Below are 25,607 nucleotides of genomic sequence, written 5' to 3'. Positions count from 1 at the left end.
GGGCGCGGAACCGGTCGGCGGCGAGAAGCGTCCAACGAAGTATGAGGCAGTGCAGCAACAACACCGATGCCTGGCGCGACGGATCCGCCTACCGTGCGAACGGTAGGCGGATCGATCGCTCGACATCAGGACGTGTTCGGTGCGTCGGCGACTACGACGATGCGTGGCCGGGACGTGACCCCGACGCAGTCGAACCGGACTAACTCCGGGCTCTCACACCGTGTCCAGCTTGGACGCTGCGCCGGTATCGAGGAACCAGACCGTGGATTCGGTGCCCAGTGCTCCGGCCGACGGGACGTCGTCGGGATCGGCCCCGCCCACCGCAGCAGCGACGGCATCGGCCTTGTTCGCTCCCGAGACGAGCAACCACACGTGCTGCGCGCGGCGGACCGCAGGCAGCGTCAGTGTGATGCGCACCGGTGGGGGCTTGGGGGAGTCCTCGACCGCCACGACGAAGCGGTGCTGTTCGCGCACTGCATCGGTGTGGGGGAAAAGTGAATTGATGTGGCCTTCGCCGCCCATGCCGAGCAGATGGACGTCGAACCGAGGCGTCGGCTCGCCTTCGGATCCGGAATGCAGGATCTGTGCGTACGTTGCCGCGGCAACTTCGGGGTCGCTTCCGTGTGGTCCGTCGGATGCGGCCATCCGGAACACCCGATCCGGATGGACATCGACGTGATCGAGCAGCGCCTCCGAGGCCTGAACTTCGTTGCGCTCGGGATCGCCCGAGGGCAGGAAGCGTTCGTCACCGAAGTAGACGTCCACTCTGCCCCAGTCGATCGAGCCGGAGTCCGAGCGCAGCGCCTCCAGCAATGCGATTCCTGTGCCACCGCCGGTCAGCACCACCGACGCAGATCCTCGCTCGGCCTGCGCGGCGGTGATCACGTCGACGAAGCGCGATCGCGCTGCGTCGACAAGGGCTTGCGCGTCCAGGTACTGGAGTACCGATGTCTTACTCATAGCTCACTTTCGACAGTCCGTTCAAGGCGAGTTCGTAGATCTCGTCCGTGTCGAGTCTGCGCAGTTCCTCGGCGAGGCACTCGCGCGTGTTGCGCCGCGCCAGTGCGACTTCGGCGTCGGGCTGACCGGTACGCCGCAGGGTTGCGGTCTTACCGGTCTGCGGTCGCGTCAGCGAGATGCTGCTGTTCTCCCGGATCAGCTCGACTTTCAGCTCACCCGCACGGCGGTGGACCGGCACGTCCAGCTTCGCGGCCAGCCAACCGGCAAGGATGTCGAGTGCGGGCTCCTCGGCCAGTCCCGACACCGTGGCCGAGACGACAGCCTCGTACGGAGCCTGGTCGAGCGCGGTGGCCAACAGGCCACGCCAGTACGTGATGCGACTCCAGGAAAGATCGGTGTCGCCCTCGGTGTAGCTGCTGAGCCGTCCCTTGATCGTCGCGGTGGTGTCGGGGGAGTTCGTGGCATCGGTGATGCGTCGAATCGCCAAGCGCCCCAACGGATCCTTCGCCGGAACGGTCGGTGCCTCGTCCGGCCACCAGGCCACGATCGGAGTATCGGGCAGCAGGAACGGGATGACGACACTGTGTTCGTGGTCGGCGAGTTCGCCGTTCAGGCGCAACACGACGACCTCCGATGCACCGGCGTCGCCGCCCACCCGGATCTGCGCGTCGAGGCTCGACTCGGCCGACCGATCTCCGTGGATGAGCACGATGACGCGGCACGGATGCTCACGGCTCGCCTCGTTCGCCGCGTCGATCGCTCGTTCGGCCTTGGCCGGATCACGGCTGGCCACGATCAGAGTCAGCACTCGGCCGATGGTCACCGCACCGCCTGCTTCGCGCACCTCCACCAACTTCTTGCCGACCTCGGCCGTCGTCGTGGCGGGGATGTCGACAATCACGGTCTTCTCCATTCGCGTCCGGTGCGGTGCATCATCTCGTCACCCGAGGAGGGCCCCCAGGTACCGGCTTCGTACGGTTCCGCGGTGCCGCCGGAGGCCCAGAACTCCAAGATCGGATCGAGGATCTTCCACGACAGTTCCACCTCGGCATTGACCGGGAACAACGACGGCTCGCCCAGCAGCACGTCGAGGATGAGTCGTTCGTAGGCCTCGGGGGAGGATTCGGTGAACGCCTGGCCGTAGCTGAAGTCCATGCTGACGTCGCGCACCTGCATGCTCGAACCCGGCACCTTGGAGCCGAACCGCATCGTCACGCCCTCGTCGGGCTGGACTCGGATCACCAACGCATTCTGACCGAGTTCCTCGGTCATCGTGGCGTCGAACGGCAGGTGCGGGGCGCGTTTGAACACCATCGCGATCTCGGTGACTCGGCGCCCGAGTGCCTTGCCGGTACGGAGATAGAAGGGCACCCCACCCCATCGCCGCGTGTCCACCTCGAGGGTGATGGCGGCGTAGGTTTCGGTGTTCGACTCGGAGTCGAACCCTTCTTCCTCCTTGAGCCCCTTCACTTTCTGGCTGCCCTGCCACCCCGCGGTGTACTGACCGCGCGCCGAGGTTCGATCGAGTGGCTCGGCGAGTTTGGTCGCCGAGAGCACCTTGATCTTCTCCGACTGCAGCTCCTTGGGGTTGAAGCTGACCGGCTCCTCCATCGCGGTGATGGCGAGGAGCTGTAGAAGGTGGTTCTGGATGACGTCGCGGGCGGCACCGATTCCGTCGTAATACCCTGCGCGACCACCCAATCCGATGTCCTCGGCCATCGTGATCTGAACGTGGTCGACGTAGTGCGCATTCCAGATCGGATCGAACAACTGGTTCGCGAAGCGCAGTGCGAGGATGTTCTGCACCGTCTCCTTGCCCAGGTAGTGATCGATGCGAAACACGGTGTCCTCGGGGAACACTCGGTTGACGACGGCATTGAGCTCTTTCGCGCTCTGCAGGTCGTGGCCGAACGGCTTCTCGATCACCACACGTCGCCAGTTGCCGTCCTCGCCCTGCGCCAGACCGGACCGAGACAGCTGCTCCAGAACGACGGGAAAGGCGCTGGGCGGAATGGACAGGTAGAAGGCGTGATTGCCGCCGGTGCCCCGGGTCTCGTCGAGTTCGGTCAGTGTCCGCGACAACTCGTCGAACGCCGCGTCGTCGTCGAACGTTCCCTGGACGAACCGGAATCCTTCGGCGAGGGTGTTCCAGACCTCCTCGCTGAACGGAGTGCGCGCGTGATCGCGCACGGAATCGTGCACGATCTTCGCGAAGTCCTGGTTCTGCCATTCCCGACGGGCGAAGCCGACCAAGGCGAAACCGGGGGGTAGAAGCCCCCGGTTCGCCAGGTCGTACACCGCAGGCATGAGCTTCTTACGCGCGAGATCGCCGGTCACTCCGAAGATGACCATGCTGCACGGGCCCGCTATGCGGGGGAGCCGCTTGTCCCGCGCGTCGCGGAGTGGGTTGACCCAGTCCGCGGAGTGGAGAGGTTCGGTTTCTGCGGTGGGCACAGTCGGTCAGCTCTTCTGACCTGCTTGGCGAAGCTGCTCGCCGGTGGCTTCGAGCAACTCGTTCCAGGCCGCCTCGAACTTCTGGACGCCTTCGTTCTCCAACGTCAGGAAGACGTCGGTGATGTCGATCCCGAGTGCCGAGATGCGGTCGAAGATCTCCTGCGATTCCGGTCCCTTGCCCGAGACGGTGTCGCCGACGATCTCGCCGTGATCGGCAACCGCGTCCATGGTCTTCTCCGGCATCGTGTTCACCGTGTTCGGTGAGACGAGCTCGGTGACGTACATGGTGTCGGGGTAGGCGTCGGACTTCACGCCGGTCGACGCCCACAACGGACGCTGCGGGCGTGCGCCGCTGCCGACGAGCTCGCGGAACCGAGGGGCCACCTCGAAGATCTGCTGGTACGCCACGTACGCCAGACGAGCGTTGGCCAGAGCGGCCTTGCCCTTGAGTGCCTCGGCATCGGGGGTACCGATCGCATCGAGACGGGAATCGATCTCGCTGTCGACGCGGGAGACGAAGAACGACGCGACCGAGTGGATCTTGTCGAGGTCGTGGCCGGCCGCACGCGCCTTCTCCAGACCGTCGAGGTAGGCGTTCATCACCAGCTCGTAGCGTTCGACGGAGAAGATGAGCGTGACGTTGACGCTGATGCCCTCGCCGATCACCTTGGCGATAGCGGGAATCCCGTCCTCGGTCGCCGGGATCTTGATCAGCAGATTCGGACGGTCGACGATCTTCCACAGTTCGACGGCCTGCTCGTACGTCTTGTCGGCGTCGTGTGCCACGCGCGGATCGACCTCGATGGACACGCGGCCGTCGACGCCTGCACTTGCCTCGTACTGAGGCATCAGGATGTCGCAGGCCTCGCGAACGTCGTCCGTGGTGACCGTGCGGATGGTGGTCTCGACGTCGGCACCTTCACCGGCGAGCTTGTTCACCTGATCGTCGTACGCCTCGCCCTTGCTCAGGGCCGCCTGGAAGATCGACGGGTTGGTGGTCACTCCGACGACACTTTTCGTGTCGATGAGGTCCTGGAGGTTGCCCGAGCGAATGCGATCACGGGACAGGTCGTCCAGCCATACCGAGATTCCGGCGGCGGAGAGTTCTGCAAGATTCTTGTTCTGGGTCATGAATTATCCCTTCACATTGGTGATGGAGCGCTGTGCAGCTGCCGTGACGGCCTCGGCCGTGAAGCCGAACTCGCGGAAAAGTGTTGCAGCGTCGGCAGATTCGCCGTAGTGCTCGAGCGAGATGATCTCGCCGAAGCCGCCGACGATCTTCCACCACGGCATCGCGATGCCGGCTTCGATCGACACCCGGGCCTTGACGGTGGGCGGGATCACCTGGTCGCGGTAGTTCTGATCCTGGCTCTCGAACCACTCGACGCACGGCATCGAGACGACGCGGGCGGCGATGCCCTGCGCCTCGAGCTGCTTCTGTGCCTCCACGGCGTACTGCAGCTCGGAACCGGTACCGATCAGCACGACGTCGGGGGTCGCCTTGGACGACTCGACGAGGATGTATCCGCCCTTGGAGACGCCCTCGTAGCTGGTGCCCTCGAGAATCGGGATGCCCTGACGCGTCAGCGCGAGGCCGACGGGTCCGCTGCTGCTGGACTTGGCCAACACTGCCTGCCATGCGAACGCGGTTTCGTTGGCGTCGCCGGGGCGTACCACCGAGAGGTTGGGGATGGCCCGCAGCGCGGCGAGATGCTCGACCGGCTGGTGCGTCGGGCCGTCCTCACCGAGGCCGATGGAATCGTGGGTCCACACGTAGATGGGGTCGATGTCCATGAGTGACGCGAGCCGGACCGCAGGCCGCATGTAATCGCTGAACTGCATGAACGTTCCGCCGTATGCACGGGTCGGACCGTGCATCACGATGCCCGAAAGAATTGCGCCCATCGCGTGCTCACGGATGCCGAAGTGCAGGGTGCGGCCGTACGGCTCGGCGTCCCAGTCGTCGGTGGAGATGGACGTGGGGCCGAAGGACTTCGCACCCTTGATCGTCGTGTTGTTGCTGCCTGCGAGGTCGGCCGAGCCGCCCCACAGTTCCGGGAGAACAGGTCCGACGGCGTTGAGAACCTCACCGGACGCGGCACGCGTGGCGACGGCCTTGCTGCCGGGCTCCCAGGTGGGCAGAACGTCGGTCCAGTTCTCGGGCAACGTGCCCTGGGTGAGGCGGTCCAGCAGTTTCTTGCGCTCGGGCTCGCGGGCGGCCCAGGCGTCGAACTGGACGGTCCACTCGGCGTGGGCCTTGCGACCGCGCTCCTGCAGCTTGCGGGTGTGGCCGATGACCTCGTCGGTGACCTCGAACGTCTTGGCCGGGTCGAAATCGAGGGCCTGCTTGACCTTCGCGATCTCCTCGTCGCCCAGAGCGGCACCGTGGACTGCGCCGGTGTTCATCATGGTGGGGGCCGGGAAGCCGATGATGGTACGCAGCACGATGATCGACGGCTTGTCGGTGACGGCCTTGGCAGCCTCGACGGCTTCTTCGATCGCGGTGACGTTCTCGCCGCCTTCGACCACCTGTACGTGCCAGCCGTAGGCCTCGTAGCGCGCGGCCGTGTTCTCGGAGAGAGCGATGTCGGTGGAGTGCTCGATGGAGATCTTGTTGTCGTCGTAGAACAGGATCAGGTTGCCGAGCTGCTGAGTACCGGCCAACGACGACGCCTCGGACGTCACGCCTTCTTCGATGTCTCCGTCGGAGGCGATCACGTAGATGTAGTGATCGAACGGGCTCTCACCGAGTGCGGGCTCGGGATCGAACAGACCGCGCTCGCGCCGCGCCGCCATGGCCATGCCCACGGCGGAGGCGAGTCCCTGACCGAGCGGGCCGGTGGTGATCTCGACGCCGTCGGTGTGGCGGAACTCGGGGTGTCCGGGCGTCTTCGACTTGTAGGTGCGCAGTGCCTCGATGTCGGCGAGCTCGAGACCGAAGCCGCCCAAGTACAGCTGCAGGTAGAGAGTCAGGCTCGAGTGCCCGCACGAGAGCACGAACCGGTCGCGGCCGATCCAGTGCGTGTCGGTGGGGTCGTGACGCATGGTGCGCTGGAAGAGGGTGTAGGCGAGGGGAGCCAGGCTCATCGCGGTTCCGGGGTGGCCGTTGCCGACCTTCTGCACTGCGTCCGCTGCCAGAACACGAACGGTGTCGACCGCTCGGGTGTCCAGGTCCGTCCAGTCGCTCGGGTGGTGCGCCGTGGTGAGGACGTCAATATCGTCTGTGATCGACACGAGCAGAAATCTCCTGACATTCGTTCGAGTTGTGGCTCCGGGGAATCGTCGCTCGGCGGCGACTGCGATGCGCCTGGGTGGAGCACGCATGTGGTCGGTGCCGAAGGACGTCCTCCACCAGCCTAGTTCTGTCCGACCCTACTGTCGTGCCTTCCCCCGGGCGATTGCGCGCGGGTTACTCGTAGGCGACGTATTCCTCACTTTGGGTGCCCTGCGAATTGGAGGTGCAAACCCCGCCGTCTACCATCGGTCGTAGTAGGCGCACGGTCGTCGGCTCCCGCGGTTGTGGTCGCGGAGTTGCGCGTGCGCGCAGGCGCCGAAGTGTCGCCGTCGAGAGACAACCCGCGTGCCGGTGGCGCGTGAGCAAGTGGCCGAGCGCCAGAGAACGACAGTCGTGCGAGGAGACGCAGTGCGAATTGGGCAGCAGCCGGGCGGACACGGTTTCGCCGGCGGCCCCGGATTCGGAGCAGACGAGACAGGTGAGCCGACGCAGGCCGCGCCGGCGACGTCCGCCCCACGTAGAGCATTCGCACTCTTTCTTGCGTATGTCGCGCTCACGAAGCCCCGGGTCATCGAACTCCTTCTCGTCACGACCATTCCGGCGATGTTGCTGGCCGACCGGGGAAACGTCGATCCGTGGCTGATCCTCACCACCCTCTTCGGCGGAATGCTGGCCGCGGCCAGTGCCAACACGCTGAACATGGTGGTCGACGCAGACATCGACAAGGTGATGAAGCGCACCGAGAAGCGCCCGCTCGCCCGCGGTGCCATGCCCGTCTCGCACGCGCTGATCTTCGGGCTCGTACTCGGTGTGTTCTCGTTCTTCTGGCTGTGGGCCACCACGAATCTGCTCAGCGGTGTGCTCGCCGTCGTCACCATCTGCTTCTACATTTTCGTCTACACGCTGGTGCTCAAGCGGCGCACCTCGCAGAACGTGGTGTGGGGTGGCGCGGCCGGTTGCATGCCGGTGATGATCGGCTGGTCCGCTGTGACCGGCACGATCGGGTGGCAAGCGCTGGTGATGTTCCTGGTCATCTTCCTGTGGACGCCGCCGCACACCTGGGCGCTCATGCTCCGCTACAAGGAGGACTACCAGGCGGCCAACGTACCGATGCTGCCTGCGGTCGCGTCGGAGACGAAGGTCACCAAGCACATCGTGTTGTATGCGTGGGCCACCGTTGCCGCAACACTTGCGTTGGCACCGGGCTCGGGCATCGTCTACGCGGCCGTCGCCGTGGCGTCGGGAGTGTGGTTTCTCGTCGTCGCACACCGCCTGTACGCAGGCGTGCGAGCGGGAACTCCGGTCAAGCCACTGAAGCTGTTCATCCTCTCCAACGAATACCTGGCACTGGTGTTCTGCGGCCTGGCCGTCGACTCGGTCCTCGGCTGGCAGACGCTCGCCCAGCTTCTCTCCTGAGCGAGCGTCACCCGACGGATCGGTCAGGGAACGAGCACGATCGATCCCGTCGTTCGGCGTGACTCCAGATCGATGTGGGCCTGCGCGGCGTCCTCCAGCGCGTATCGAGCGCCGACCTCGACCGTGAGCGCGCCACGCGATATCGCCCCGAACACATCTCCGGCCCGCCACTCGAGCTCGGCCCGGTCCCGTATGTGGTGGGCGAGTGTCGGCCTGGTGAGGAACAGCGATCCTGCGCCGTTCAACCTCTGCGGGTCCAGGGGCGGGACCGGACCGCTCGCCGCTCCGAACAGGGCCAACGTCCCTCTGATCCGTAGCGACGCCAGACTTGCCTCGAAAGTGTCGGCACCGACGCCGTCGTACACCGCATGGACACCCTCGCCGTCGGTGATCTCGCGCACGCGAGCAGCGATGTCCTCTTCGTAGCGCAACACGTGGGCGGCACCGGCCTGCGTGGACCGCTCGGCCTTCGCATCCGTGGAGACCGTGGTGATGACGTTCACTCCCTTCGCCACCGCCATCTGCGTCAGCAACAGTCCGACGCCACCTGCGCCGGCGTGCACGAGGACGGTGTCACCCTGCTGGGCCGGGTAGGTGGATTCGATCAGGTAGTGCGCCGTCATACCCTGCAGCAATGCCGAGGCGGCCTGATCGGCAGGAACGCCCTCGGGAACCGCGATGGCCGACGAGGCGTCGACCAGTACGTATTCCGCGTAGCTGCCCGGCGCTGCGGCCCAGGCGACGCGCTGTCCCGGTGCGAAGTCGGTGACGTCCGTTCCGACCTGTTCGATCACCCCGGATCCCTCGTCGCCGGGAACGTACGGCAGCGCGCGTGGATACAGACCGCGTCGGAAGTACGTGTCGATGTAGTTGATGCCGACGGCCTCGATCCGGACCAGTAGTTGAGCCGGTCCCGGCGCCGGTATCGGAATGTCGACGACGTTCATGACCTCGGGTCCGCCGGTGTTGTCTATTCGAATGGCACGCATGAGACCGTTCTACACGGGCGCGTCACACTCGGGTACACGGATCCGGGTAACACACGCACGCGGCCGAAGTTACCGATCAGTAACGACTCGACGGGTGGATGCGGGCGACGTGGACGGCCTCGGTATCGTGTCGGCATGGCTACCGAAATCGACAGCGCGGGCATCGAGAAGAACGAGTCGAACGAGGTTCCGAAGGGAACACTCGCGGCCGTGAAGAGCTTTCTCGCCGACCACGGCAACTCCGCCAACGTGGTGATCCAGCCGATCGGTCGAGCAGGAACTCGGCTCACCATGGTCGGTGCCGACGGCGTACTGGGCGACCAGGTGGTGGCGACGACCGCCATCGCCCGCGCGATCGTCGACGGTCTCGACCAGTTGACCGAGGCCGAATGGGACCGCGAGCTGGTCAGTTCGGTCAATCCGGCCCCCGGACACTACGAGAAGATGGCCGGGTGGGTGGCCGGTCAGAAGAAGTTCCCGAAGGCGCGCAACCAGGCGATCGTCTGAGCGGAGAAAACTGCGGAAATTCCTTCGATCCGGCGGGAACCATCTCGGTACCCGATGCGTCGAAGTCAGTGGAGGGGCAGTCGGCCATCTGAGGGGGAGGCCGGCTGCCCCTCCACCCTGTTCGAAGCTCGACCGATCGTCACGAGCGAACTGCGACGTCCTCGGTGGTCTCGACCGTCTCGGTCGCCACCGGGCCGCGAGTGCGGCAGGCCGCCCAGACTGCAGCGGTGGCGGCGGTACATGCGCCCGCACCGGCCACGTGGAAGGCGACGAGCACGGCCGGAACCCCGGTGAAGTACTGCACCAGTCCGATAAGAGACTGCGCCAGCACCAGGCCGATCAGGACGTTGAGTCGGAACGTGACCGCCTTCGGCGCACGAACCGCATACAGCGCGAATGCCAATCCGACGAGCAGGGCCAGGTAGCCGACCAGGAACTGAGAGTGTGCGTGCACCAGCGTCACGATCTCGATACCGAGACGCGGTACCGGTTCCTCGATGCTCTTGTCGCCCGCGTGCGGGCCGGCTCCGGTCACCATGGTGCCCGCGATCAGCACGCCCGTCAGAGCGATCCCGGACAGCCCCGTCAGCGCTCGCAGAGCACCCGGCACCGTCGGCGTGGACTCGGTCGGCGCATCGCTCTCGCCGACCTTGGCGTACAGCAACGTGGCCAGCCACACCATGGCCATCGAGACGACGAGGTGAACGGCTACCGTCCACCACAGCAGTCCGGTCAGCACCGTGAATCCGCCGATCACGGCCTGTACGACGGTACCGAGCGGCATCAGCCACGCGAAGAACAGCACTTCCCGACGCCGCCGTGCCCTGGTGACGGCGATGACGACCGCGGCGGCCGCGAGAACGACCACGAACGTGAGCAGACGGTTGCCGAACTCCACGGCCTGGTGCAGAACGGGGACCTCGGACACCCCGACGGGAGTGAAGCTACCGGGAAAGCACTGCGGCCACGTGGGGCACCCGAGTCCGGAACCGGTGACACGAACGACGGCACCGGTGACAGCGATGCCACCCTGCGTCAGGATCGCGATGAATGCCAGCACCCGCTGCACTCGAAGCGAGGGCACGGGCAGGATATCGACGACGCGCAAGAACGCTCTGTACAGCACCCCTCGATGGTAAACGCCGATCAACTACACAGCGTCGTTGGGTAGCGACCGTCGTTGGGTGGCGAGCCCCGCTCAGGTGAACTTGAACGTGCGTACCGCGAGGGTGCCGCACACCGCAGCCCACACCAGCAGTACGACCACACCGAAGATGTCGAAGGACGAGGACACACCTCTGCTCAGTGCCTCACCGAGCGCGCCGGACGGCACGATGCGTGCGACGTTCTGCAGTCCCTGGGGGATCTGGTCGTCCACGAACACCGCGCTGCCGATGCCGAGCATCACGAACCAGGCGATGTTCGCCAGCGCCAACACGATCTCGGCGCGCAGGGTGCCGCCGAGCAGCAGTCCCATCGACGCGAAGGTGACGGTTCCCAGAGCGATGATGACGGCCCCGAGCAACAGACCCGTCGCGCTCGGGCGCCATCCGAGAGCGACGCCGATCGAGCCGAGCAGAATCGATTGCAGAATCACCACGATCACCACGGCGGCGGATTTGCCGCCGATGATGCCCCACCGCGGAAGGGGTGTCGCCCCGAGTCTCTTGAGCGCGCCGTAGCGGCGATCGAAGCCGACAGCGATCGCCTGGCCGGTGAACGCCGTCGACATGATGGCCACCATCATCACGGCCGGGACGACGCGGGCCACTCGGTCGGCACCGAGTTCGCCGAAGGGCAGCAGGGTCAATCCGATCAGCAGGGTGATCGGGATGAACATCGTCAGCAGCAACTGTTCACCGTTGCGCAGCAACAACTTCAGTTCGAGGCGGGTCTGTGCGAGCAGCATCCGCGCAGCCGAGGCGGGCTGCGGGCGAGGCGCGAACAGGCCTGTCTCGAATCGGTTGTCGGCGAGCCGGGCTTCTCTGCGCACGGTCACTTCCTCAATTCTCTGCCGGTCAGTTCGAGGAACACGTCCTCGAGGCGGCGCTGGTCGACCTGCAATTCGGTGGCCAACACGTCCTGCTGTGCGCACCAGGACGTGACGATCACCAGAATCTGCGGCTCGATCACACCGGAGACCACATAGGAGCCTGGCGCCGGTTCCGACGGTACGTAACCCGGGGGAGTGCCGCGTCGAGCATGGACAGTTCGAGTCCCGGGGGTGCGGTGAAGCGCAGTTGGCCCTCGGCACCCTGCTTGGTCAGCTCGGAGGGTGTGCCCGAGGCGACGACGCGGCCGTTGTCGATGATCGTCAGCCGATCCGCGAGCTGCTCGGCCTCGTCCATCAGATGTGTCGTGAGCAGAACGCCGACACCGTCGCGGCGCAGGGCGTCGATCAATTCCCACACCAGCAGCCGGGCCTGGGCGTCGAGCCCGGCGGTCGGTTCGTCGAGGAACACCAGTTCGGGCCGCCCGACGATGGCGCAGGCCAGAGCCAGCCGCTGCTGTTGCCCACCGGAGAGCCGCCGGTACGGGGTGCGGACGGCAGAGGTCAGGCCGAGGCAGTCGAGCAGCCACGCCGGGTCGAGGGGGTCGGCCGAGTACGAAGCGACGAGTTGGAGCATCTCGCCTGCCTTGGAACCGGGGTACGCACCTCCGCCCTGGAGCATGACGCCGATGCGTGGCCTCAGCTGCGCCGACTGCGCCACGGGGTCCAGTCCGAGGACCCGGACCGAGCCGCTGTCCGGCACGACGAACCCCTCGCACATCTCGACGGTGGTGGTCTTTCCGGCACCGTTGGGGCCCAGCAGCGCGAGAACCTCGCCGGGGCCGATGTTCAGGCTCAGTCCGTCGACGGCACTGACACCGTCGTACGACTTGCGTACGTCGGTCAGCTGTACGACAGGTTGCGCCGCGTCGGACGTCCCGGAGATCACGAGGACTCAGCGTATTCGTCGCTGCTGCGGTCGCGTTCCGGTGGTCCGGTGCGGATGGGCCACGGCATCCGGTTTCGGGTCAACAGGTAGAGCACCGCGATCGTCAGGATGGTCACGACGGCGGCCTGCACGATCTGGAACGGTTGGTACTCACTGCCGTTCGGCATGAGGATCACGCTCACCAACGACGAGAAGGCGATGGCCGGACGCCTGAACGAGGGAGTCGTGGCCCACGCCGCCAGCGGGATGACCGCCCACAGCAGGTACCAGGGTTGCACCACCGGGAACAGCAGGACGACGGCTCCGAGTGCGACGCCGAGTGCGCCGACCGGATGCAGGCGGCCACGCAGGACGGCGATGAGCATGCGGACGACGATGATTCCCGCGACGACGGCTGCGATCGGGCGAGTGAGACCCAACACAGCGGTGGTGTGGTCGCCGAGGCCCAGGAGCACACCGACGAATCCGGTGCCGAGACCGAGGATCGTGGGGATCGACATCCAGCTGCGCACCACGCCGGCAGTTCCCAGAGTGTTGATCCAGCCGAAGCCGAGACCGCTGCCCAGGCTCACCGCCACCTGGACCGCGATGGCGATCGAGCCGAGCAGGAGCGCCGCGTGGATCACGGATCGCAGGGTCCCGCCCCACCGCCTCGACAGCGCCATTCCCACGAAGCCGAGCGCGATGAGCGAGGGAATCTTGATCGCGGACGACAGTGCGATCAGGCCTGCTCCGCCGACGAGGAACGCGATGTCGGTACCGCGTAGCGCTCCGGAGTGCTCGATCGCGCGAAGTGCCAGTTCGGTACCCGCCAGCATGAGCCCGATCATCAGGGCTTCGTTGTGGATACCGGCCACCAGGTGGAACAGCACCAACGGGTTCGCGGCGCCGAGCCACAGTGCCGTGACCGACGCGACCCCGCAGCGCCGAGCCAGACGTGGCAGCGACCAGACGATCAGCGCTACTCCCGCCAGAGCGAGCAGGCGATGGAGGAAAATGCCGGCGACGATGTTCTCGCCGGTCAGGTACGTGATTCCACGGCCCATCCACAGGAACAGCGGACCGTAGGGTGCCGGGGTCTCCCGCCAGATGTTCGGAACCGTTCGGGTCAGTACGTTGTCGGCCCCGAGCGCGTCGACCGGACCGACCTCGTAGGGGTCGAGTCCGCGCGCGGTGATCTCGCTCTGTGCCAGGTAGGAATAGACGTCACGCGAGAACATGGGCGGTGCCACGGACAACGGCAGGATCCACAGCAGCAGCGTGCGGTCCATCTGGGAACGAGTGAGTCGACGCGGAGTGGTTCCCGATCGCGTTCGTCCCAACGCAAATCTTCCCAACAGCAACCACGCGAGCACCACGATGACGGTTCCGGTCATCGTGACGGTCAGTGCGGTGGTCGCCATTCGGGACGGCAAGCTCAGCAGTCGGACACCCGCGATCGGGTTCTGCAGCACCGGCTGCGCGCCCGCGCCGAGGGCACCGATCGCCATCAGCAGCGCACCCGCGGCACCGAAACGACGGATGTTCCTGAGTTGGTTCGTCTCCGAGGGGTTCAGCCCCGGTGCCTCCTGCTCGTCTCCGTGCAGGGTGGCGACCGCCCCGCCGGGAGGCGTCGGTTCCAGACCGATGACTCGACGGGCGGGGACCACGACGAACCGCTGGACGAGCGCGCCCGGGGTTGACTTCGATGTGCCGGACGCCGAGGAGGACTCGGAACCGCTCGCGGAAGGTGAGCTCTCGGAACTGGGCTCACTGTCGGTCGATGGCACAGTGGGAGCGTAGCTGTGCACTCGCGCACGGCCTGCACCGTGCTCCATCCGCAGGCACGGCATCGGCCACGTCGTCGGACGAGCGCCCTGCATAGGGCACCCTTGCTGGACCGGGTACCGCAATTCCGTCACACTGGTGTTGTGAAAACAACCGAGAGCTCGCTCGTGCGTCCGGGAAGTGTCGAGTCTTCGGCGTCCGGCGCAGGCGTTTCGTCGGTGCGACCCACGTCGGCCCCCGAGGGGCAGACGCGGAGCGCTGTGGTCACTCTACTGCTGGAAGAGGGCCCCATCACCGCCTCCGACATCGGTACTCGGCTGGGGTTGAGCGCTGCGGGTGTCCGACGTCACCTGGACGCACTCATCGACGCGGGCGAGGCCCGCATCACCACCCCCGCAGGTGCTCGGCAACGTGGCCGGGGCCGACCGGCCAAGCATTTCCAGCTCACCGCAGCCGGGCGCAACCGTCTCGGCCACACCTACGACGATCTTGCCGGTGCCGCCATGCGGCAGCTGCGCAAGATCGGGGGAGACGCGGCAATCGAGACATTCGCTCGGCAACGCGTCAACACCATCGTGGCCGACGTGGAGCCTGCGACGGGATCCGATGCCCATGCCGTGGAGGACGCCGCCGACCGAATCGCCGACGCGTTCAGCGCGGCCGGATTCTCGGCCACCACCCGTCAGGTGGGCAACGGTGTGCAGATCTGCCAGCACCACTGCCCGGTGTCGCACGTCGCCTCCGAGTTTCCGGAGCTGTGCGAGGCCGAGCAGACCGCGTTCGCCGAGATCCTCGGCACGCACGTGCAGCGTTTGGCGACCATCGCCAACGGTAATTGCGCGTGTACGACGCACGTACCGCTGTCACCGACGCGGTACTCGAACACTGATAGTTCCGACAAGAAGACTCCCGACGCGCAGCCCCGTGTCGGAGAACGCCCACGCCTCCGGAAGGAGCCCGCATGACCGTCACACCAGACCAGGTGACACCCACCGCGCCGCTGACCCAGGACGAGACCATCGCCTCGCTCGGCACCTACGGATACGGCTGGGCCGACTCGGACGTAGCCGGTGAAAGCGCCAAGCGCGGTCTCTCCGAGGCCGTCGTCCGCGACATCTCGCAGAAGAAGAGCGAGCCCGAGTGGATGCTCGAGGCGCGCCTCAAGGCGCTCAAGACGTTCGAGCGCAAGCCGATGCCGAACTGGGGTTCCGACCTCGACGGCATCGATTTCGACAACATCAAGTACTTCGTGCGGTCCAGCGAGAAGCAGGCTGCAACGTGGGAAGACCTGCCCGAGGACATCAAGAACACGTACGACAAGCTCGGCATCCCCGAGGCGGAGAAGCAGCGCCTCGTCTCCGGCGTCGCCGCCCAGTACGAGTCCGAGGTCGTCTACCACTCGATCCGTGAGGACCTCGAGGCTCAGGGAGTGTTGTTCCTCGACACCGACACCGCCCTCAAGGAGCAGCCGGAGCTGTTCCGCGAGTACTTCGGAACCGTCATCCCCGCAGGCGACAACAAGTTCTCCGCACTGAACACCGCGGTGTGGTCCGGTGGATCGTTCATCTACATCCCGCCGGGCGTCCACGTGGACATCCCGCTGCAGGCCTACTTCCGGATCAACACCGAGAACATGGGTCAGTTCGAGCGAACGCTGATCATCGTCGACGAGGGTGCCTACGTGCACTACGTCGAGGGTTGCACCGCGCCGATCTACAAGTCGGATTCGCTGCACTCCGCCGTGGTGGAGATCATCGTCAAGAAGGGTGGTCGTTGCCGCTACACGACCATCCAGAACTGGTCGAACAACGTCTACAACCTCGTCACCAAGCGCGCCAAGGCCGAGGCAGGCGCGACGATGGAGTGGGTCGACGGCAACATCGGCTCCAAGGTCACCATGAAGTACCCGGCCGTCTGGATGACCGGTGAGTACGCCAAGGGCGAGGTTCTCTCGGTCGCGTTCGCAGGCCCGGACCAGCACCAGGACACCGGCTCGAAGATGTTGCACCTGGCACCGCACACATCGTCGAACATCGTCAGCAAGTCCGTCGCTCGCGGCGGCGGCCGGACGTCGTACCGCGGTCTGATCCAGATCAACAAGGGTGCGCACGGTTCGCGTTCGACGGTCAAGTGCGACGCGTTGCTCGTCGACACGATCAGTCGTTCCGACACGTACCCGTACGTCGACATCCGCGAGGACGACGTCTCGATGGGCCACGAGGCCACCGTCTCGAAGGTCAGCGACGATCAGTTGTTCTACCTGATGAGCCGCGGCATGACCGAGGACGAGGCGATGGCGATGGTCGTGCGCGGCTTCGTCGAGCCGATCGCTCGCGAACTGCCGATGGAATACGCGCTCGAGCTCAACCGGCTCATCGAGCTGCAGATGGAAGGGTCGGTCGGATAAGTGAACAACCCCCTCACCGGAGTGATGGGTGCCGTGGCATCCGAAAACCCCGAGTCGGCCAAGGAAGACAAGTCGAAGCTCGTCGTGAACAAGGGCGCTCAGTTCACGTCCTACGACGTGAATGCGTTCGAGATCCCGTCGGGTCGTGACGAGCTGTGGCGTTTCACGCCGCTGCGTCGGCTGCGCGGCCTGCACGACGGTTCCGCCGTCGCCGACGGGGCCGCTCAGGTCACCGTCGGCGCCCCGGAATCGGTGACCGTGGAGACCGTCGGGCGCGAGGACGAGCGACTGGGCAAGGCCGGCGTTCCTGCCGATCGTGTTGCCGCTCAGGCATTCTCAGCGTTCACGGCGGCCACGATCGTCTCCGTGCCGAACGAGGTCGAGGTGGCCGATCCGATCGAGATCACCGTCGACGGTCCCGGTGTCGACCACGTCGCCTACGGTCACCTCCAGATCCGACTCGGCACGTTCGCTCGTGCCACCGTCGTGATCGACCAGCGAGGTAGTGGCACGTACGCCGAGAACGTCGAGTTCGTTCTCGGTGACAGCTCGCAGTTGCACGTCGTGCTGATCCAGGACTGGCAGTCCGACGCCGTGCACGTGGCGGCACACCATGCGCTGCTGGGACGCGACGCCGTGCTGCGGCACTACAACGTCAGTCTCGGCGGCGACCTGGTGCGCATCAGCCCGACCGTGCGCTACAGCGCGCCCGGTGGTGACGCCGACATGCTGGGTCTGTACTTCGCCGACGCGGGCCAGCACCTCGAGCAGCGTCTGCTCGTCGACCACTCGGCTCCGCACTGCAAGTCCAACGTCATGTACAAGGGCGCGTTGCAGGGCGAAGTGGGCCCGGGCAAGCACGACGCGCACACCGTCTGGATCGGCGACGTTCTCATCCGCGCCGAGGCCGAGGGAACCGAGACCTACGAGCTCAACCGGAACCTGGTTCTCACCGACGGCGCGCGCGCCGATTCGGTACCGAACCTCGAGATCGAGACCGGGGAGATCGTCGGAGCAGGCCACGCCAGTGCCACCGGCCGTTTCGACGACGAGCAGCTGTTCTACCTGCGCGCTCGTGGCATCTCCGAGGAGGTCGCTCGCCGACTCGTCGTCCGCGGCTTCTTCCACGAGGTCATCGACAAGATTCCGGTCCCCGCCGTGCGCGAGCGCCTGGACGCTGCCATCGAGACCGAACTCGCCGTCGTCGGCGCGTAGGTCACACCCGAACCTTTCTCGACTGCACAAAGGAACTTTTTGATGTCCACACTCGAAATCCGCGATCTGCACGTCAGCGTCGCCAACTCCGACGCCACTGCGGAGCCCATCAACATCCTCAAGGGTGTCGACCTCACCGTGAAGTCGGGTGAGACGCACGCGATCATGGGTCCCAACGGTTCCGGCAAGTCGACCCTGTCCTACGCCATCGCAGGCCACCCGAAGTACACGGTGACCTCGGGCACCATCACCCTCGACGGTGAAGACGTGCTCGAGATGAGCGTCGACGAGCGTGCGCGCGCCGGCCTCTTCCTGGCGATGCAGTACCCGGTCGAGGTGCCGGGCGTGTCGATGTCGAACTTCCTCCGCACCGCCGCCACCGCCGTGCGCGGTGAGGCTCCGAAGCTGCGGCACTGGGTCAAGGAAGCCAAGACCGCGATGAGCGAGCTCGAGATCGAGGCGAACTTCCTCGAGCGCAACGTCAACGAGGGATTCTCCGGCGGCGAGAAGAAGCGTCACGAAATTCTTCAGCTGGGACTGCTCAAGCCCAAGATCGCCATCCTCGACGAGACCGACTCCGGCCTCGACGTCGACGCTCTGCGCGTGGTGTCCGAGGGCGTCAACAAGTACAAGGAGCGCGAAGACGGTGGAGTGCTGCTGATCACGCACTACACCCGCATCCTGCGCTACATCAAGCCCGACTTCGTCCACGTCTTCGTCAACGGTGAAATCGTGAAGTCCGGCGGTGCAGAGCTGGCCGACGAGCTCGAGGCCAACGGATACGCCGGCTACACGCAGGCCGCGACCACCGGAGCATGAGTATGGCTGCACCCGCAGCTGCGGCGGTGGCGGCATCGTTCGATGTCGCCACGGTTCGCCGCGACTTCCCCATCCTCTCGCGCACCGTGCGAGACGGTAAGCCGTTGGTGTATCTGGACTCCGGTGCCACCTCTCAGCGGCCCGTGCAGGTACTCGACGCCGAGCGTGAATTTCTGACCACGTGCAACGCTGCCGTACACCGCGGGGCGCATCAGTTGGCCGAAGAGGCCACCGATGCCTACGAGGGTGCGCGCGCCGCCATCGCGTCGTTCGTCGGTGCCGACGTCGACGAGATCGTGTTCACCAAGAACGCGACCGAGTCGCTCAACCTCGTGACGTACGTGCTTGCCGATCAGCGATTTGATCGCCACCTCGGTCCCGGCGACGAGATCGTCGTCACCGAACTCGAACACCACGCCAACCTCGTTCCGTGGCAGGAGCTGGCAGCTCGAACCGGGGCCACGCTGCGCTGGTACGGCGTCACCGACGACGGTCGAATCGACCTCGACTCGCTCGAATTGTCCCCGGCCGTCAAGGTTCTCGCGTTCACGCATCAGTCCAACGTGACCGGCGCGGTGGCTCCGGTCGAGGAATTGGTGCGTCGGGCCAGGGCGGTGGGCGCGCTCGTCGTCCTCGACGCGTGCCAGTCGGTGCCGCACATGAAGGTCGATTTCCACGCGCTCGACGTCGACTACGCCGCGTTCTCCGGTCACAAGATGCTCGGTCCATCGGGGGTCGGCGTGTTGTACGGCAAGGCTGCACTCCTCGAAGCGATGCCTCCGTTCATCACCGGCGGTTCGATGATCGAGACCGTCACCATGGAGAAGACGACGTTCGCCGCGCCGCCGCAACGGTTCGAAGCCGGCGTTCCGATGACCTCGCAGGTCGTCGGACTCGGCGCAGCTGTGCAATACCTGGAGAACATCGGCATCGATGTCATCGCCGCGCACGAAAAGTCCTTGGTCGCAGCAACTCTCGCCGAGTTCGCGAAGATCGACGGTGTTCGCGTGATCGGACCGACGGAGAACGTCGACCGCGGTTCGGCGGTGTCGTTCGTGGTCGATGGCATTCATGCCCACGACCTCGGACAGATCCTGGACGACGAGGGGGTCGCCATCCGCGTCGGACATCACTGCGCGTGGCCCCTGCATCGTCGGTTCGGCGTGGCTGCGACAGCGCGCGCCTCGTTCGCGCTCTACAACACGGTCGAGGAAGTGCAGATTCTGACACAGGCGATTCGCCGCGCACAGTCGTTCTTCGGCACCACCGACAACGGCGGGGGAGGTCAGCGGTAGATGCGCATGGAACAGATGTACCAGGAAGTGATCCTCGATCACTACAAGCACCCGCACGGCCGTGGACTGCGCGAGCCCTTCGGTGCCGAGGTACACCACGTCAACCCCACCTGCGGCGACGAGGTGACCCTGCGCGTGCAGATCGAGAACGGCACCGTCGCCGACGTCTCGTACGACGGCCAGGGCTGCTCGATCAGCCAGGCGGCGACATCGGTGCTCACCGACCAGGTCGTCGGCCTGAGCGTCGCCGATGCGTTGAAGACGGTCGACGCGTTCAGCGACATGGTCGGCAGCAGAGGTACCGTCGAAGGCGACGAGGACGTCATCGGTGACGGAATCGCGTTCGTCGGTGTGGCCAAATACCCGGCCCGCGTCAAGTGCGCCCTGCTGGGATGGATGGCTTTCAAGGACGCGGTTGTTCAAATAGTGGACGCAGATTCGACAGTCACGACGGGCGAGACCGCCCAGTCGGCACTTTCCGGAGGACAGCAATCATGACCGAAGCAACAGAGACGACTCCAGCCGTGACCACGACGCCGGTGGAACTGACTGCCGACGAGATCGAGGTGCTCGAGGACCTCGAAGAAGCGATGCGCGACGTCGTCGACCCCGAGCTCGGGATCAACGTCGTCGACCTGGGACTGGTGTACGACATCAAGATCGACGCCGACGACATCGTCACGGTCGACATGACGCTGACGTCGGCGGCATGCCCGTTGACCGATGTCATCGAGGATCAGGCTCGCGGCGCGCTCGTGCGCAGCGGTCTGGCCGCCGACCTCAAGATCAACTGGGTCTGGATGCCGCCGTGGGGTCCGGACAAGATCACCGACGACGGTCGCGAGCAGCTCAGGGCCCTCGGCTTCACCGTCTGACGTACGGCCGAGTCGGCCCCCTCACGCACCCTTGGCTTCGTCCGCTTTGGAGTCGGCGGTCTTGGCGGGGGTCGACTTCTTCGCTGCCGTCTTCTTGGCGGCCGCCTTCTTCGCCGGGGCTTTCTTCGCGGGTGTCTTCTTCGCCGAAGCGGATGTGGAGGACCCCGACTTCGCGTTCTTGCCTGCCGCCTCGACGCTGCGTTGCAAAGCCGCCACGAGATCGACGACCTCGGCATCCTCTCCGTCGTCGTCCTTCTCCGTCTCGGTGTGGATGACCTTCTCACCGCCGTTGGCGAGCGTCTCGTCGATCAGCTTGCGCAGTTCGATCTGGTAGTCGTCGGTGTACTCGGTGGGATCGAATTCCGAGGACATGCTTTCGACCAGGGACGTCGCCATCTCCACTTCCTGCGGGCGCGCGGACGGCGCGTCTTCGAGCGAAGGAAACTCTGCGGCCCTGACTTCGTCCGGCCACAGCAGTGTCTGAATCACCAGCACATCGTCGCGCACGCGTAGTGCGGCCAGGCGGGTCTTCTGTCGCAGAGTGAAATGCACCAGCGCGGTGCGTTCGGTTTCCTCCAGCGTCTCCCGAAGCAGCACGTAGGCCTTGGGTGACGCGGAGTCCGGCTCGAGGAAGTAACTCTTGTCGTAGAGGATCGGATCGATCTGCTCGGTCGGCACGAATTCGAGAACCGGAATTTCGTGCTTCTCCGCCGCAGGCAGCTTGTCGAAGTCGTCGTCGGTGAGAATGACGCGTTCCCCGTCGGGGGAGTCGTACGCCTTGTCGATATCGGCGAACTGCACCGACTTGCCGCATTCCTGACAGATGCGGTCGTACTTGATGCGCCCGCCGTCCTTCGCGTGCACTTGATGAAACCGAATGTCGTGCTGCTCGGTGGCCGAGTAGACCTTCACCGGAACGTTGACCAGTCCGAAGGCGATCGAGCCCTTCCAAATGCTGCGCATCTGTCCATGATCGCCGACCGGGCGCCCGCGTGTCGACCGTTGGCGGGAAACTCAGCCGCGGCCCGGAGTGCGCACTATCGTGCGCGCGATCGCGAGCCTGGCCGATCCCGGGAGCGTCGGAAACATCTTCAGCATCGCGGTCATCGTCCCGAGGGCGTCGTCGTACCCGGACAGGTACGAGCGCTGCAGTTCGACCGGGAGCGAGAAGAAGCTGGAGAAGAACTGGGGGACCATCTCGGGTTCGAGAGCCAGTGCCGTGCGCAGCCCGAGGTTGCGAAGCTTCTGAACCGTCCAGACGTGCACCGGGCGCATCGGGCGCGAACGTCCACCGCCTCGGAATCTCTCGACGAGGTGATCCGCCGTCGCCAGCGACGCCGCAACGCTGTACCCCGTGGCGGGATGCATCAGATTGGAGCGGGAACCGAAGAGCACCGGTCCGCCTCGCCCGGTGTGCAGCCGCGACCGAGGCGGCGGTTCGACCGAGAACCGCACTCGCTCGACGTCCTCGTCGCCGGTCGGTTCCAGGTTCCGACGGGTGAGCCGGTGGTGCAGCCGCGATCGAAGCAGTGCGAGTTCCAGCGGTGGCCGGCCGACCAGACACGTCTCCTCGAGCAGGATCCGATCCTCGTCGAGCGCCACGGCGTAGAGAAAACTCGGGGCCTCACCGGGCCGAGCTCCGTTGTCGGTGCGCCAGTCCATGAACCAGGCGTCGGATCCTTCGAGGATCGGCTCGGCGCGGTCCCGGTCGACGACGATGCCGTACGCCGTCTGCTGTGCGAGGTCCCGAGAATCGAGCGTGCCGCGGGCGTCGACGACGTGACGAGCGTCGACGATGGTGCCGTCGGCGGTCGTCACCCGGGAACCGGTGACGTCGACGGCCGTCCCCGCCAGCACTCGGACGCGGTCGAGCGACAGGGTCGCTTGCAGGGCAGGTGTGTCCAGCACGCAGTACGTCCGGTCGATGATCCGATGACGGTCGGTCCATACCGCCGGCTTCTGCGCAGTCGAGGCGACGGCGGTCGGAGGCAACCACGACGGCAACTCGTCGGCCCAGGCGGAATACGTCGGTGTCCAGGTGCGCGACGGGTGTGGATCGAGTGCGAGCACATCCAGTCCGGCCTCGGCGCACCGATGGGCGACGGCCCGCCCCGCGGGACCGAGTCCGACCACCGCGACGTCGGCCGAGAAATCGTTCACATTCCGCCGGTGGCGAGCAAACCACCGTCCACGCGCACGGTCTCGCCCGTGATCCAGGAGGACGCGTCCGACACCAGGAAGGCCACCAGGGCCGCTACGTCCTCAGGATTGCCGAGACGCTTCATCGGATAGCCGGACGCTGCCGCGTCTTCGCCGTTGGCGACGAGAGCCTCGGCGAATTTCGTCTTCACCACGCCCGGAGCCACCGCATTGACGCGAATCTTCGGACCGAGCTGCCAGGCGAGCTCCTCGGTGAGGCGGATCAGAGCCGCTTTGGATGCGCCGTACGCGGCGATCACGCCGGTGGAACGGATGCCTGCCACGCTGGCGACGTTGACGATCGCGCCGCCGTGCTCGCCCATCCAGGCATGGAACGCCTGCTGGACGAATCCGAGGGTACCCACGACGTTCGTGTCGAAGATCTTGCTCACGCCGGCCAGGTCGGCGTCCATCAGTGAGCCGTAGACGGGGTTGATGCCGGTGTTGTTGACCAGGATGTCCAGTGAACCGAAGGTCTCCACGGTGCTCGCGACCGCGTTGCGTCGGTGCTCCGGGTCGCCCGCATTACCGTCGATCGCGAGCACGGAATCGCCGAGTTCCGCTGCCGCCGCAACGAGAGGTTCGCGCTTGCGAGCGGTGATGGCGACGTTCGCGCCGCGGGCGAGCAGTTCCGCGGCGATGGCCTTGCCGATGCCTCGGCTGCCGCCGGTGACGAGTGCGGTGCGGCCGGCGAGATCGGGGGTCGGCGCGCTGGAAGAGTTGACTGTTTCGGAGGCGTCGGTCATCGATCAGACGTTACCGGTGTCACCGTCGTTCCTGGGTGAGGGCACGTGAATGCTGAGCTAAAATGGGGGTTTGCTGTGCTGTTCGGCGGCATGGTTCGCCCGTCGGTCGACGGGCGACGATCTTGTTCGGCAATCGCTAGGAGCTCACGCGTGATCACCGCCACCGACCTGGAAGTTCGTGCCGGTGTGCGGACCCTTCTGTCCACCGAGGGGCCCGCGCTCCGGGTACAGGCGGGCGACCGCATCGGGTTGGTCGGTCGCAACGGTGCAGGAAAGACCACCACGTTGCGCATCCTGGCGGGCGAAGGCGAGCCCTACGCGGGCGAGGTCGTGCGCACCGGCGAACTCGGTTACCTGCCGCAGGATCCCAAAGAAGGCGACCTCGACGTGCTGGCCAAGGATCGCGTGCTCTCGGCCCGTGGCCTGGACACCCTCCTGCACAAGATGGAAAAGCAGCAAGCGCTGATGGCCGAGGTCGCCGACGAGGCGCTGCTCGACAAAGCCGTCCGTAAATACGGCGAACTCGAAGAGCGTTTCGCCTCCCTCGGCGGTTACGAAGCCGAGAGCGAAGCGGCCCGCATCTGCAACAGCCTCGGCCTGGCCGACCGCATCCTCGGCCAACCGCTACGGACCCTGTCCGGTGGACAGCGTCGACGCGTCGAGCTGGCTCGCATTCTGTTCGCCGCGTCCGACGGCAGTGGTGGACGATCGAACACCACCTTGCTGCTCGACGAGCCGACCAACCACCTCGACGCCGATTCCATCACCTGGCTGCGCGGATTCCTGCAGAACCACGAGGGCGGACTCATCGTGATCAGCCACGACGTCGAACTGCTCGGAGACGTGGTGAACAGGGTGTGGTTCCTCGACGCCGTCCGCGGCGAAGCCGACATCTACAACATGAACTGGAAGAAGTACCTCGACGCCCGCGCCACGGACGAGCAGCGTCGCCGTCGTGAGCGCGCCAACGCGGAGAAGAAAGCCGGGGCACTGCGCGTGCAGGCCGCCAAGATGGGGGCTAAGGCGACGAAAGCCGTTGCAGCACAGAACATGGCGAAGCGCGCCGACAAGCTGCTCGCCAACCTCGATGCCGAACGGGTGTCCGACAAGGTGGCGCACATTCGTTTCCCCGAGCCGGCACCGTGCGGCAAGACGCCGCTGATGGCGAAGAACCTGACCAAGATGTACGGATCGCTGGAGATCTTCGCCGGCGTCGACCTCGCCATCGACCGGGGCAGCCGTGTCGTGGTCCTCGGGCTCAACGGTGCAGGCAAGACGACGCTGCTGCGGATCCTCGCCGGAACCGAGAAGGCGGATACCGGTGAGATCGAACCCGGCCACGGCATGCGCGTCGGATACTTCGCACAGGAACACGACACTCTCGACGACCACGCGTCGGTCTGGGAGAACATCCGGCACGCGGCACCCGACACCGGCGAACAGGAACTGCGGTCGCTGCTCGGAGCCTTCATGTTCACCGGGCCCCAGCTCGACCAGCCGGCAGGAACACTGTCCGGTGGCGAGAAGACCCGTTTGGCTCTCGCCGGGTTGGTGTCCTCCGCGGCGAACGTTCTCCTGCTCGACGAACCGACCAACAACCTCGACCCGATCTCCCGTGAGCAGGTGCTCGACGCGCTCCGCAGCTACAAGGGCGCCGTCGTACTGGTGACCCACGATCCCGGTGCCGCCGAAGCGCTGTCACCCGAACGAGTGATTCTGCTTCCCGACGGCACCGAGGACCACTGGTCGCAGGAGTACCTGGAACTGATCCAGCTCGCGTAACG

22 protein-coding genes and 1 pseudogene are annotated in these 25,607 nt (G+C 65.8%); 10 read left to right on the top strand and 13 right to left on the bottom strand.

What is annotated here, in order from left to right; genetic code table 11:
• Window positions 1-213: 213 nt before the first annotated feature.
• Genes pgl through tkt form a run of 5 tightly spaced genes read right to left on the bottom strand, consistent with a single transcriptional unit; the run spans window position 214 to window position 6,648 of the window.
• On the bottom strand, window positions 214-960 hold the full coding sequence (gene pgl / locus NY08_RS05315; RefSeq protein WP_032398011.1) for a 6-phosphogluconolactonase: 747 nt from the start codon (window positions 958-960) through the stop codon (window positions 214-216).
• A complete protein-coding gene (gene opcA / locus NY08_RS05310) occupies window positions 953-1,861 on the bottom strand; it encodes a glucose-6-phosphate dehydrogenase assembly protein OpcA (RefSeq protein ID WP_176459282.1) in 909 nt (302 codons plus the stop codon). Before opcA ends, pgl begins: the two co-directional genes overlap by 8 nt.
• Window positions 1,858-3,414 carry a glucose-6-phosphate dehydrogenase gene (zwf, locus tag NY08_RS05305; protein ID WP_032398013.1) on the bottom strand — a complete coding sequence of 519 codons (1,557 nt, stop codon included), beginning with the start codon at window positions 3,412-3,414 and terminating at the stop codon, window positions 1,858-1,860. Before zwf ends, opcA begins: the two co-directional genes overlap by 4 nt.
• A 6-nt stretch (window positions 3,415-3,420) precedes the next feature.
• Complete coding sequence (gene tal, locus NY08_RS05300) at window positions 3,421-4,545, bottom strand: transaldolase (protein WP_045195281.1); 1,125 nt, start codon at window positions 4,543-4,545, stop codon at window positions 3,421-3,423.
• A gap of 3 nt (window positions 4,546-4,548) precedes the next feature.
• Entirely contained in the window at window positions 4,549-6,648 is a 2,100-nt protein-coding gene (gene tkt, locus NY08_RS05295; RefSeq protein WP_045195279.1) for a transketolase, read from the bottom strand.
• Window positions 6,649-7,057: 409 nt separating this feature from the next.
• Between tkt and NY08_RS05290 the strand changes: the two genes are divergently transcribed.
• The gene (locus NY08_RS05290) at window positions 7,058-8,065 is read left to right on the top strand and encodes a heme o synthase (protein ID WP_045199760.1); all 1,008 of its coding nucleotides are present in this window, start codon (window positions 7,058-7,060) and stop codon (window positions 8,063-8,065) included.
• A gap of 23 nt (window positions 8,066-8,088) precedes the next feature.
• On the opposite strand, the gene NY08_RS05285 is transcribed toward NY08_RS05290, so the two are convergent.
• Window positions 8,089-9,054, bottom strand: coding sequence for a quinone oxidoreductase family protein (locus tag NY08_RS05285; RefSeq protein ID WP_045195276.1), 966 nt, complete (start codon window positions 9,052-9,054; stop codon window positions 8,089-8,091).
• A 135-nt stretch (window positions 9,055-9,189) separates the two neighbouring features.
• Between NY08_RS05285 and NY08_RS05280 the strand changes: the two genes are divergently transcribed.
• On the top strand, window positions 9,190-9,561 hold the full coding sequence (locus tag NY08_RS05280; RefSeq protein WP_045195275.1) for a hypothetical protein: 372 nt from the start codon (window positions 9,190-9,192) through the stop codon (window positions 9,559-9,561).
• A gap of 139 nt (window positions 9,562-9,700) precedes the next feature.
• Here the strand turns inward: NY08_RS05280 and NY08_RS05275 are convergent, their stop codons facing one another.
• The 4 genes and pseudogenes from NY08_RS05275 to mptB form a co-directional block, all read right to left on the bottom strand.
• Window positions 9,701-10,687 (bottom strand): COX15/CtaA family protein, encoded by a 987-nt coding sequence (locus tag NY08_RS05275; RefSeq protein ID WP_045195273.1) that lies wholly within the window; start codon window positions 10,685-10,687, stop codon window positions 9,701-9,703.
• Window positions 10,688-10,759: 72 nt separating this feature from the next.
• Complete coding sequence (locus tag NY08_RS05270) at window positions 10,760-11,554, bottom strand: ABC transporter permease (protein ID WP_371828407.1); 795 nt, start codon at window positions 11,552-11,554, stop codon at window positions 10,760-10,762.
• A 2-nt stretch (window positions 11,555-11,556) separates the two neighbouring features.
• Window positions 11,557-12,500: pseudogene (locus NY08_RS05265) on the bottom strand (ABC transporter ATP-binding protein).
• On the bottom strand, window positions 12,497-14,149 hold the full coding sequence (gene mptB / locus NY08_RS05260) for a polyprenol phosphomannose-dependent alpha 1,6 mannosyltransferase MptB (protein ID WP_094638043.1): 1,653 nt from the start codon (window positions 14,147-14,149) through the stop codon (window positions 12,497-12,499). The pseudogene NY08_RS05265 and the gene mptB overlap by 4 nt, the downstream one beginning before the upstream one ends.
• 336 nt (window positions 14,150-14,485) lie before the next feature.
• Between mptB and NY08_RS05255 the strand changes: the two genes are divergently transcribed.
• From NY08_RS05255 to NY08_RS05225, 7 genes are read left to right on the top strand one after another with little or no spacing between them, the layout of a single operon-like run.
• Complete coding sequence (locus NY08_RS05255; protein WP_317810418.1) at window positions 14,486-15,232, top strand: helix-turn-helix transcriptional regulator; 747 nt, start codon at window positions 14,486-14,488, stop codon at window positions 15,230-15,232.
• Entirely contained in the window at window positions 15,229-16,674 is a 1,446-nt protein-coding gene (gene sufB, locus NY08_RS05250) for a Fe-S cluster assembly protein SufB (RefSeq protein WP_032398021.1), read from the top strand. Before NY08_RS05255 ends, sufB begins: the two co-directional genes overlap by 4 nt.
• Window positions 16,675-16,698: 24 nt before the next feature.
• Window positions 16,699-17,889, top strand: a complete 1,191-nt coding sequence (gene sufD, locus NY08_RS05245) for a Fe-S cluster assembly protein SufD (protein WP_144407439.1) — start codon at window positions 16,699-16,701, stop codon at window positions 17,887-17,889.
• Between the two features lie 42 nt (window positions 17,890-17,931).
• The gene (sufC, locus tag NY08_RS05240; protein WP_032398023.1) at window positions 17,932-18,708 is read left to right on the top strand and encodes a Fe-S cluster assembly ATPase SufC; all 777 of its coding nucleotides are present in this window, start codon (window positions 17,932-17,934) and stop codon (window positions 18,706-18,708) included.
• 2 nt (window positions 18,709-18,710) lie between these two features.
• Window positions 18,711-20,003 carry a cysteine desulfurase gene (locus NY08_RS05235; RefSeq protein ID WP_045195269.1) on the top strand — a complete coding sequence of 431 codons (1,293 nt, stop codon included), beginning with the start codon at window positions 18,711-18,713 and terminating at the stop codon, window positions 20,001-20,003.
• A complete protein-coding gene (gene sufU / locus NY08_RS05230; protein WP_045195268.1) occupies window positions 20,004-20,501 on the top strand; it encodes a Fe-S cluster assembly sulfur transfer protein SufU in 498 nt (165 codons plus the stop codon).
• A complete protein-coding gene (locus NY08_RS05225) occupies window positions 20,498-20,878 on the top strand; it encodes a metal-sulfur cluster assembly factor (protein WP_045195266.1) in 381 nt (126 codons plus the stop codon). Before sufU ends, NY08_RS05225 begins: the two co-directional genes overlap by 4 nt.
• Before the next feature lie 21 nt (window positions 20,879-20,899).
• On the opposite strand, the gene ku is transcribed toward NY08_RS05225, so the two are convergent.
• Genes ku through NY08_RS05210 form a run of 3 tightly spaced genes read right to left on the bottom strand, consistent with a single transcriptional unit; the run spans window position 20,900 to window position 23,823 of the window.
• Window positions 20,900-21,841, bottom strand: coding sequence for a non-homologous end joining protein Ku (ku, locus tag NY08_RS05220; protein WP_045195265.1), 942 nt, complete (start codon window positions 21,839-21,841; stop codon window positions 20,900-20,902).
• Window positions 21,842-21,892: 51 nt separating this feature from the next.
• Entirely contained in the window at window positions 21,893-23,038 is a 1,146-nt protein-coding gene (locus NY08_RS05215; protein ID WP_045195263.1) for a lycopene cyclase family protein, read from the bottom strand.
• Window positions 23,035-23,823, bottom strand: a complete 789-nt coding sequence (locus tag NY08_RS05210) for an SDR family oxidoreductase (protein WP_045195260.1) — start codon at window positions 23,821-23,823, stop codon at window positions 23,035-23,037. The genes NY08_RS05215 and NY08_RS05210 overlap by 4 nt, the downstream gene beginning before the upstream one ends.
• 150 nt (window positions 23,824-23,973) lie before the next feature.
• Between NY08_RS05210 and NY08_RS05205 the strand changes: the two genes are divergently transcribed.
• A complete protein-coding gene (locus tag NY08_RS05205) occupies window positions 23,974-25,605 on the top strand; it encodes an ABC-F family ATP-binding cassette domain-containing protein (RefSeq protein WP_032398030.1) in 1,632 nt (543 codons plus the stop codon).
• Window positions 25,606-25,607 lie beyond the last annotated feature (2 nt).

This window comes from Rhodococcus sp. B7740, from assembly GCF_000954115.1.
In the GTDB taxonomy this organism is placed as follows: domain Bacteria; phylum Actinomycetota; class Actinomycetes; order Mycobacteriales; family Mycobacteriaceae; genus Rhodococcoides.
This window is presented reverse-complemented; position numbering and strand designations above follow the sequence as displayed.

Coding starts and splice junctions, on each gene's coding strand:
- pgl (WP_032398011.1), bottom strand. CDS start 960: ATGAGTAAGACATCGGTACTCCAGTACCTGGACGCGCAAGCCCTTGTC.
- tal (WP_045195281.1), bottom strand. CDS start 4,545: ATGACCCAGAACAAGAATCTTGCAGAACTCTCCGCCGCCGGAATCTCG.
- NY08_RS05285 (WP_045195276.1), bottom strand. CDS start 9,054: ATGCGTGCCATTCGAATAGACAACACCGGCGGACCCGAGGTCATGAAC.
- NY08_RS05280 (WP_045195275.1), top strand. CDS start 9,190: ATGGCTACCGAAATCGACAGCGCGGGCATCGAGAAGAACGAGTCGAAC.
- sufB (WP_032398021.1), top strand. CDS start 15,229: ATGACCGTCACACCAGACCAGGTGACACCCACCGCGCCGCTGACCCAG.
- sufD (WP_144407439.1), top strand. CDS start 16,699: ATGGGTGCCGTGGCATCCGAAAACCCCGAGTCGGCCAAGGAAGACAAG.
- sufC (WP_032398023.1), top strand. CDS start 17,932: ATGTCCACACTCGAAATCCGCGATCTGCACGTCAGCGTCGCCAACTCC.
- NY08_RS05235 (WP_045195269.1), top strand. CDS start 18,711: ATGGCTGCACCCGCAGCTGCGGCGGTGGCGGCATCGTTCGATGTCGCC.
- sufU (WP_045195268.1), top strand. CDS start 20,004: ATGCGCATGGAACAGATGTACCAGGAAGTGATCCTCGATCACTACAAG.
- NY08_RS05225 (WP_045195266.1), top strand. CDS start 20,498: ATGACCGAAGCAACAGAGACGACTCCAGCCGTGACCACGACGCCGGTG.
- ku (WP_045195265.1), bottom strand. CDS start 21,841: ATGCGCAGCATTTGGAAGGGCTCGATCGCCTTCGGACTGGTCAACGTT.
- NY08_RS05210 (WP_045195260.1), bottom strand. CDS start 23,823: ATGACCGACGCCTCCGAAACAGTCAACTCTTCCAGCGCGCCGACCCCC.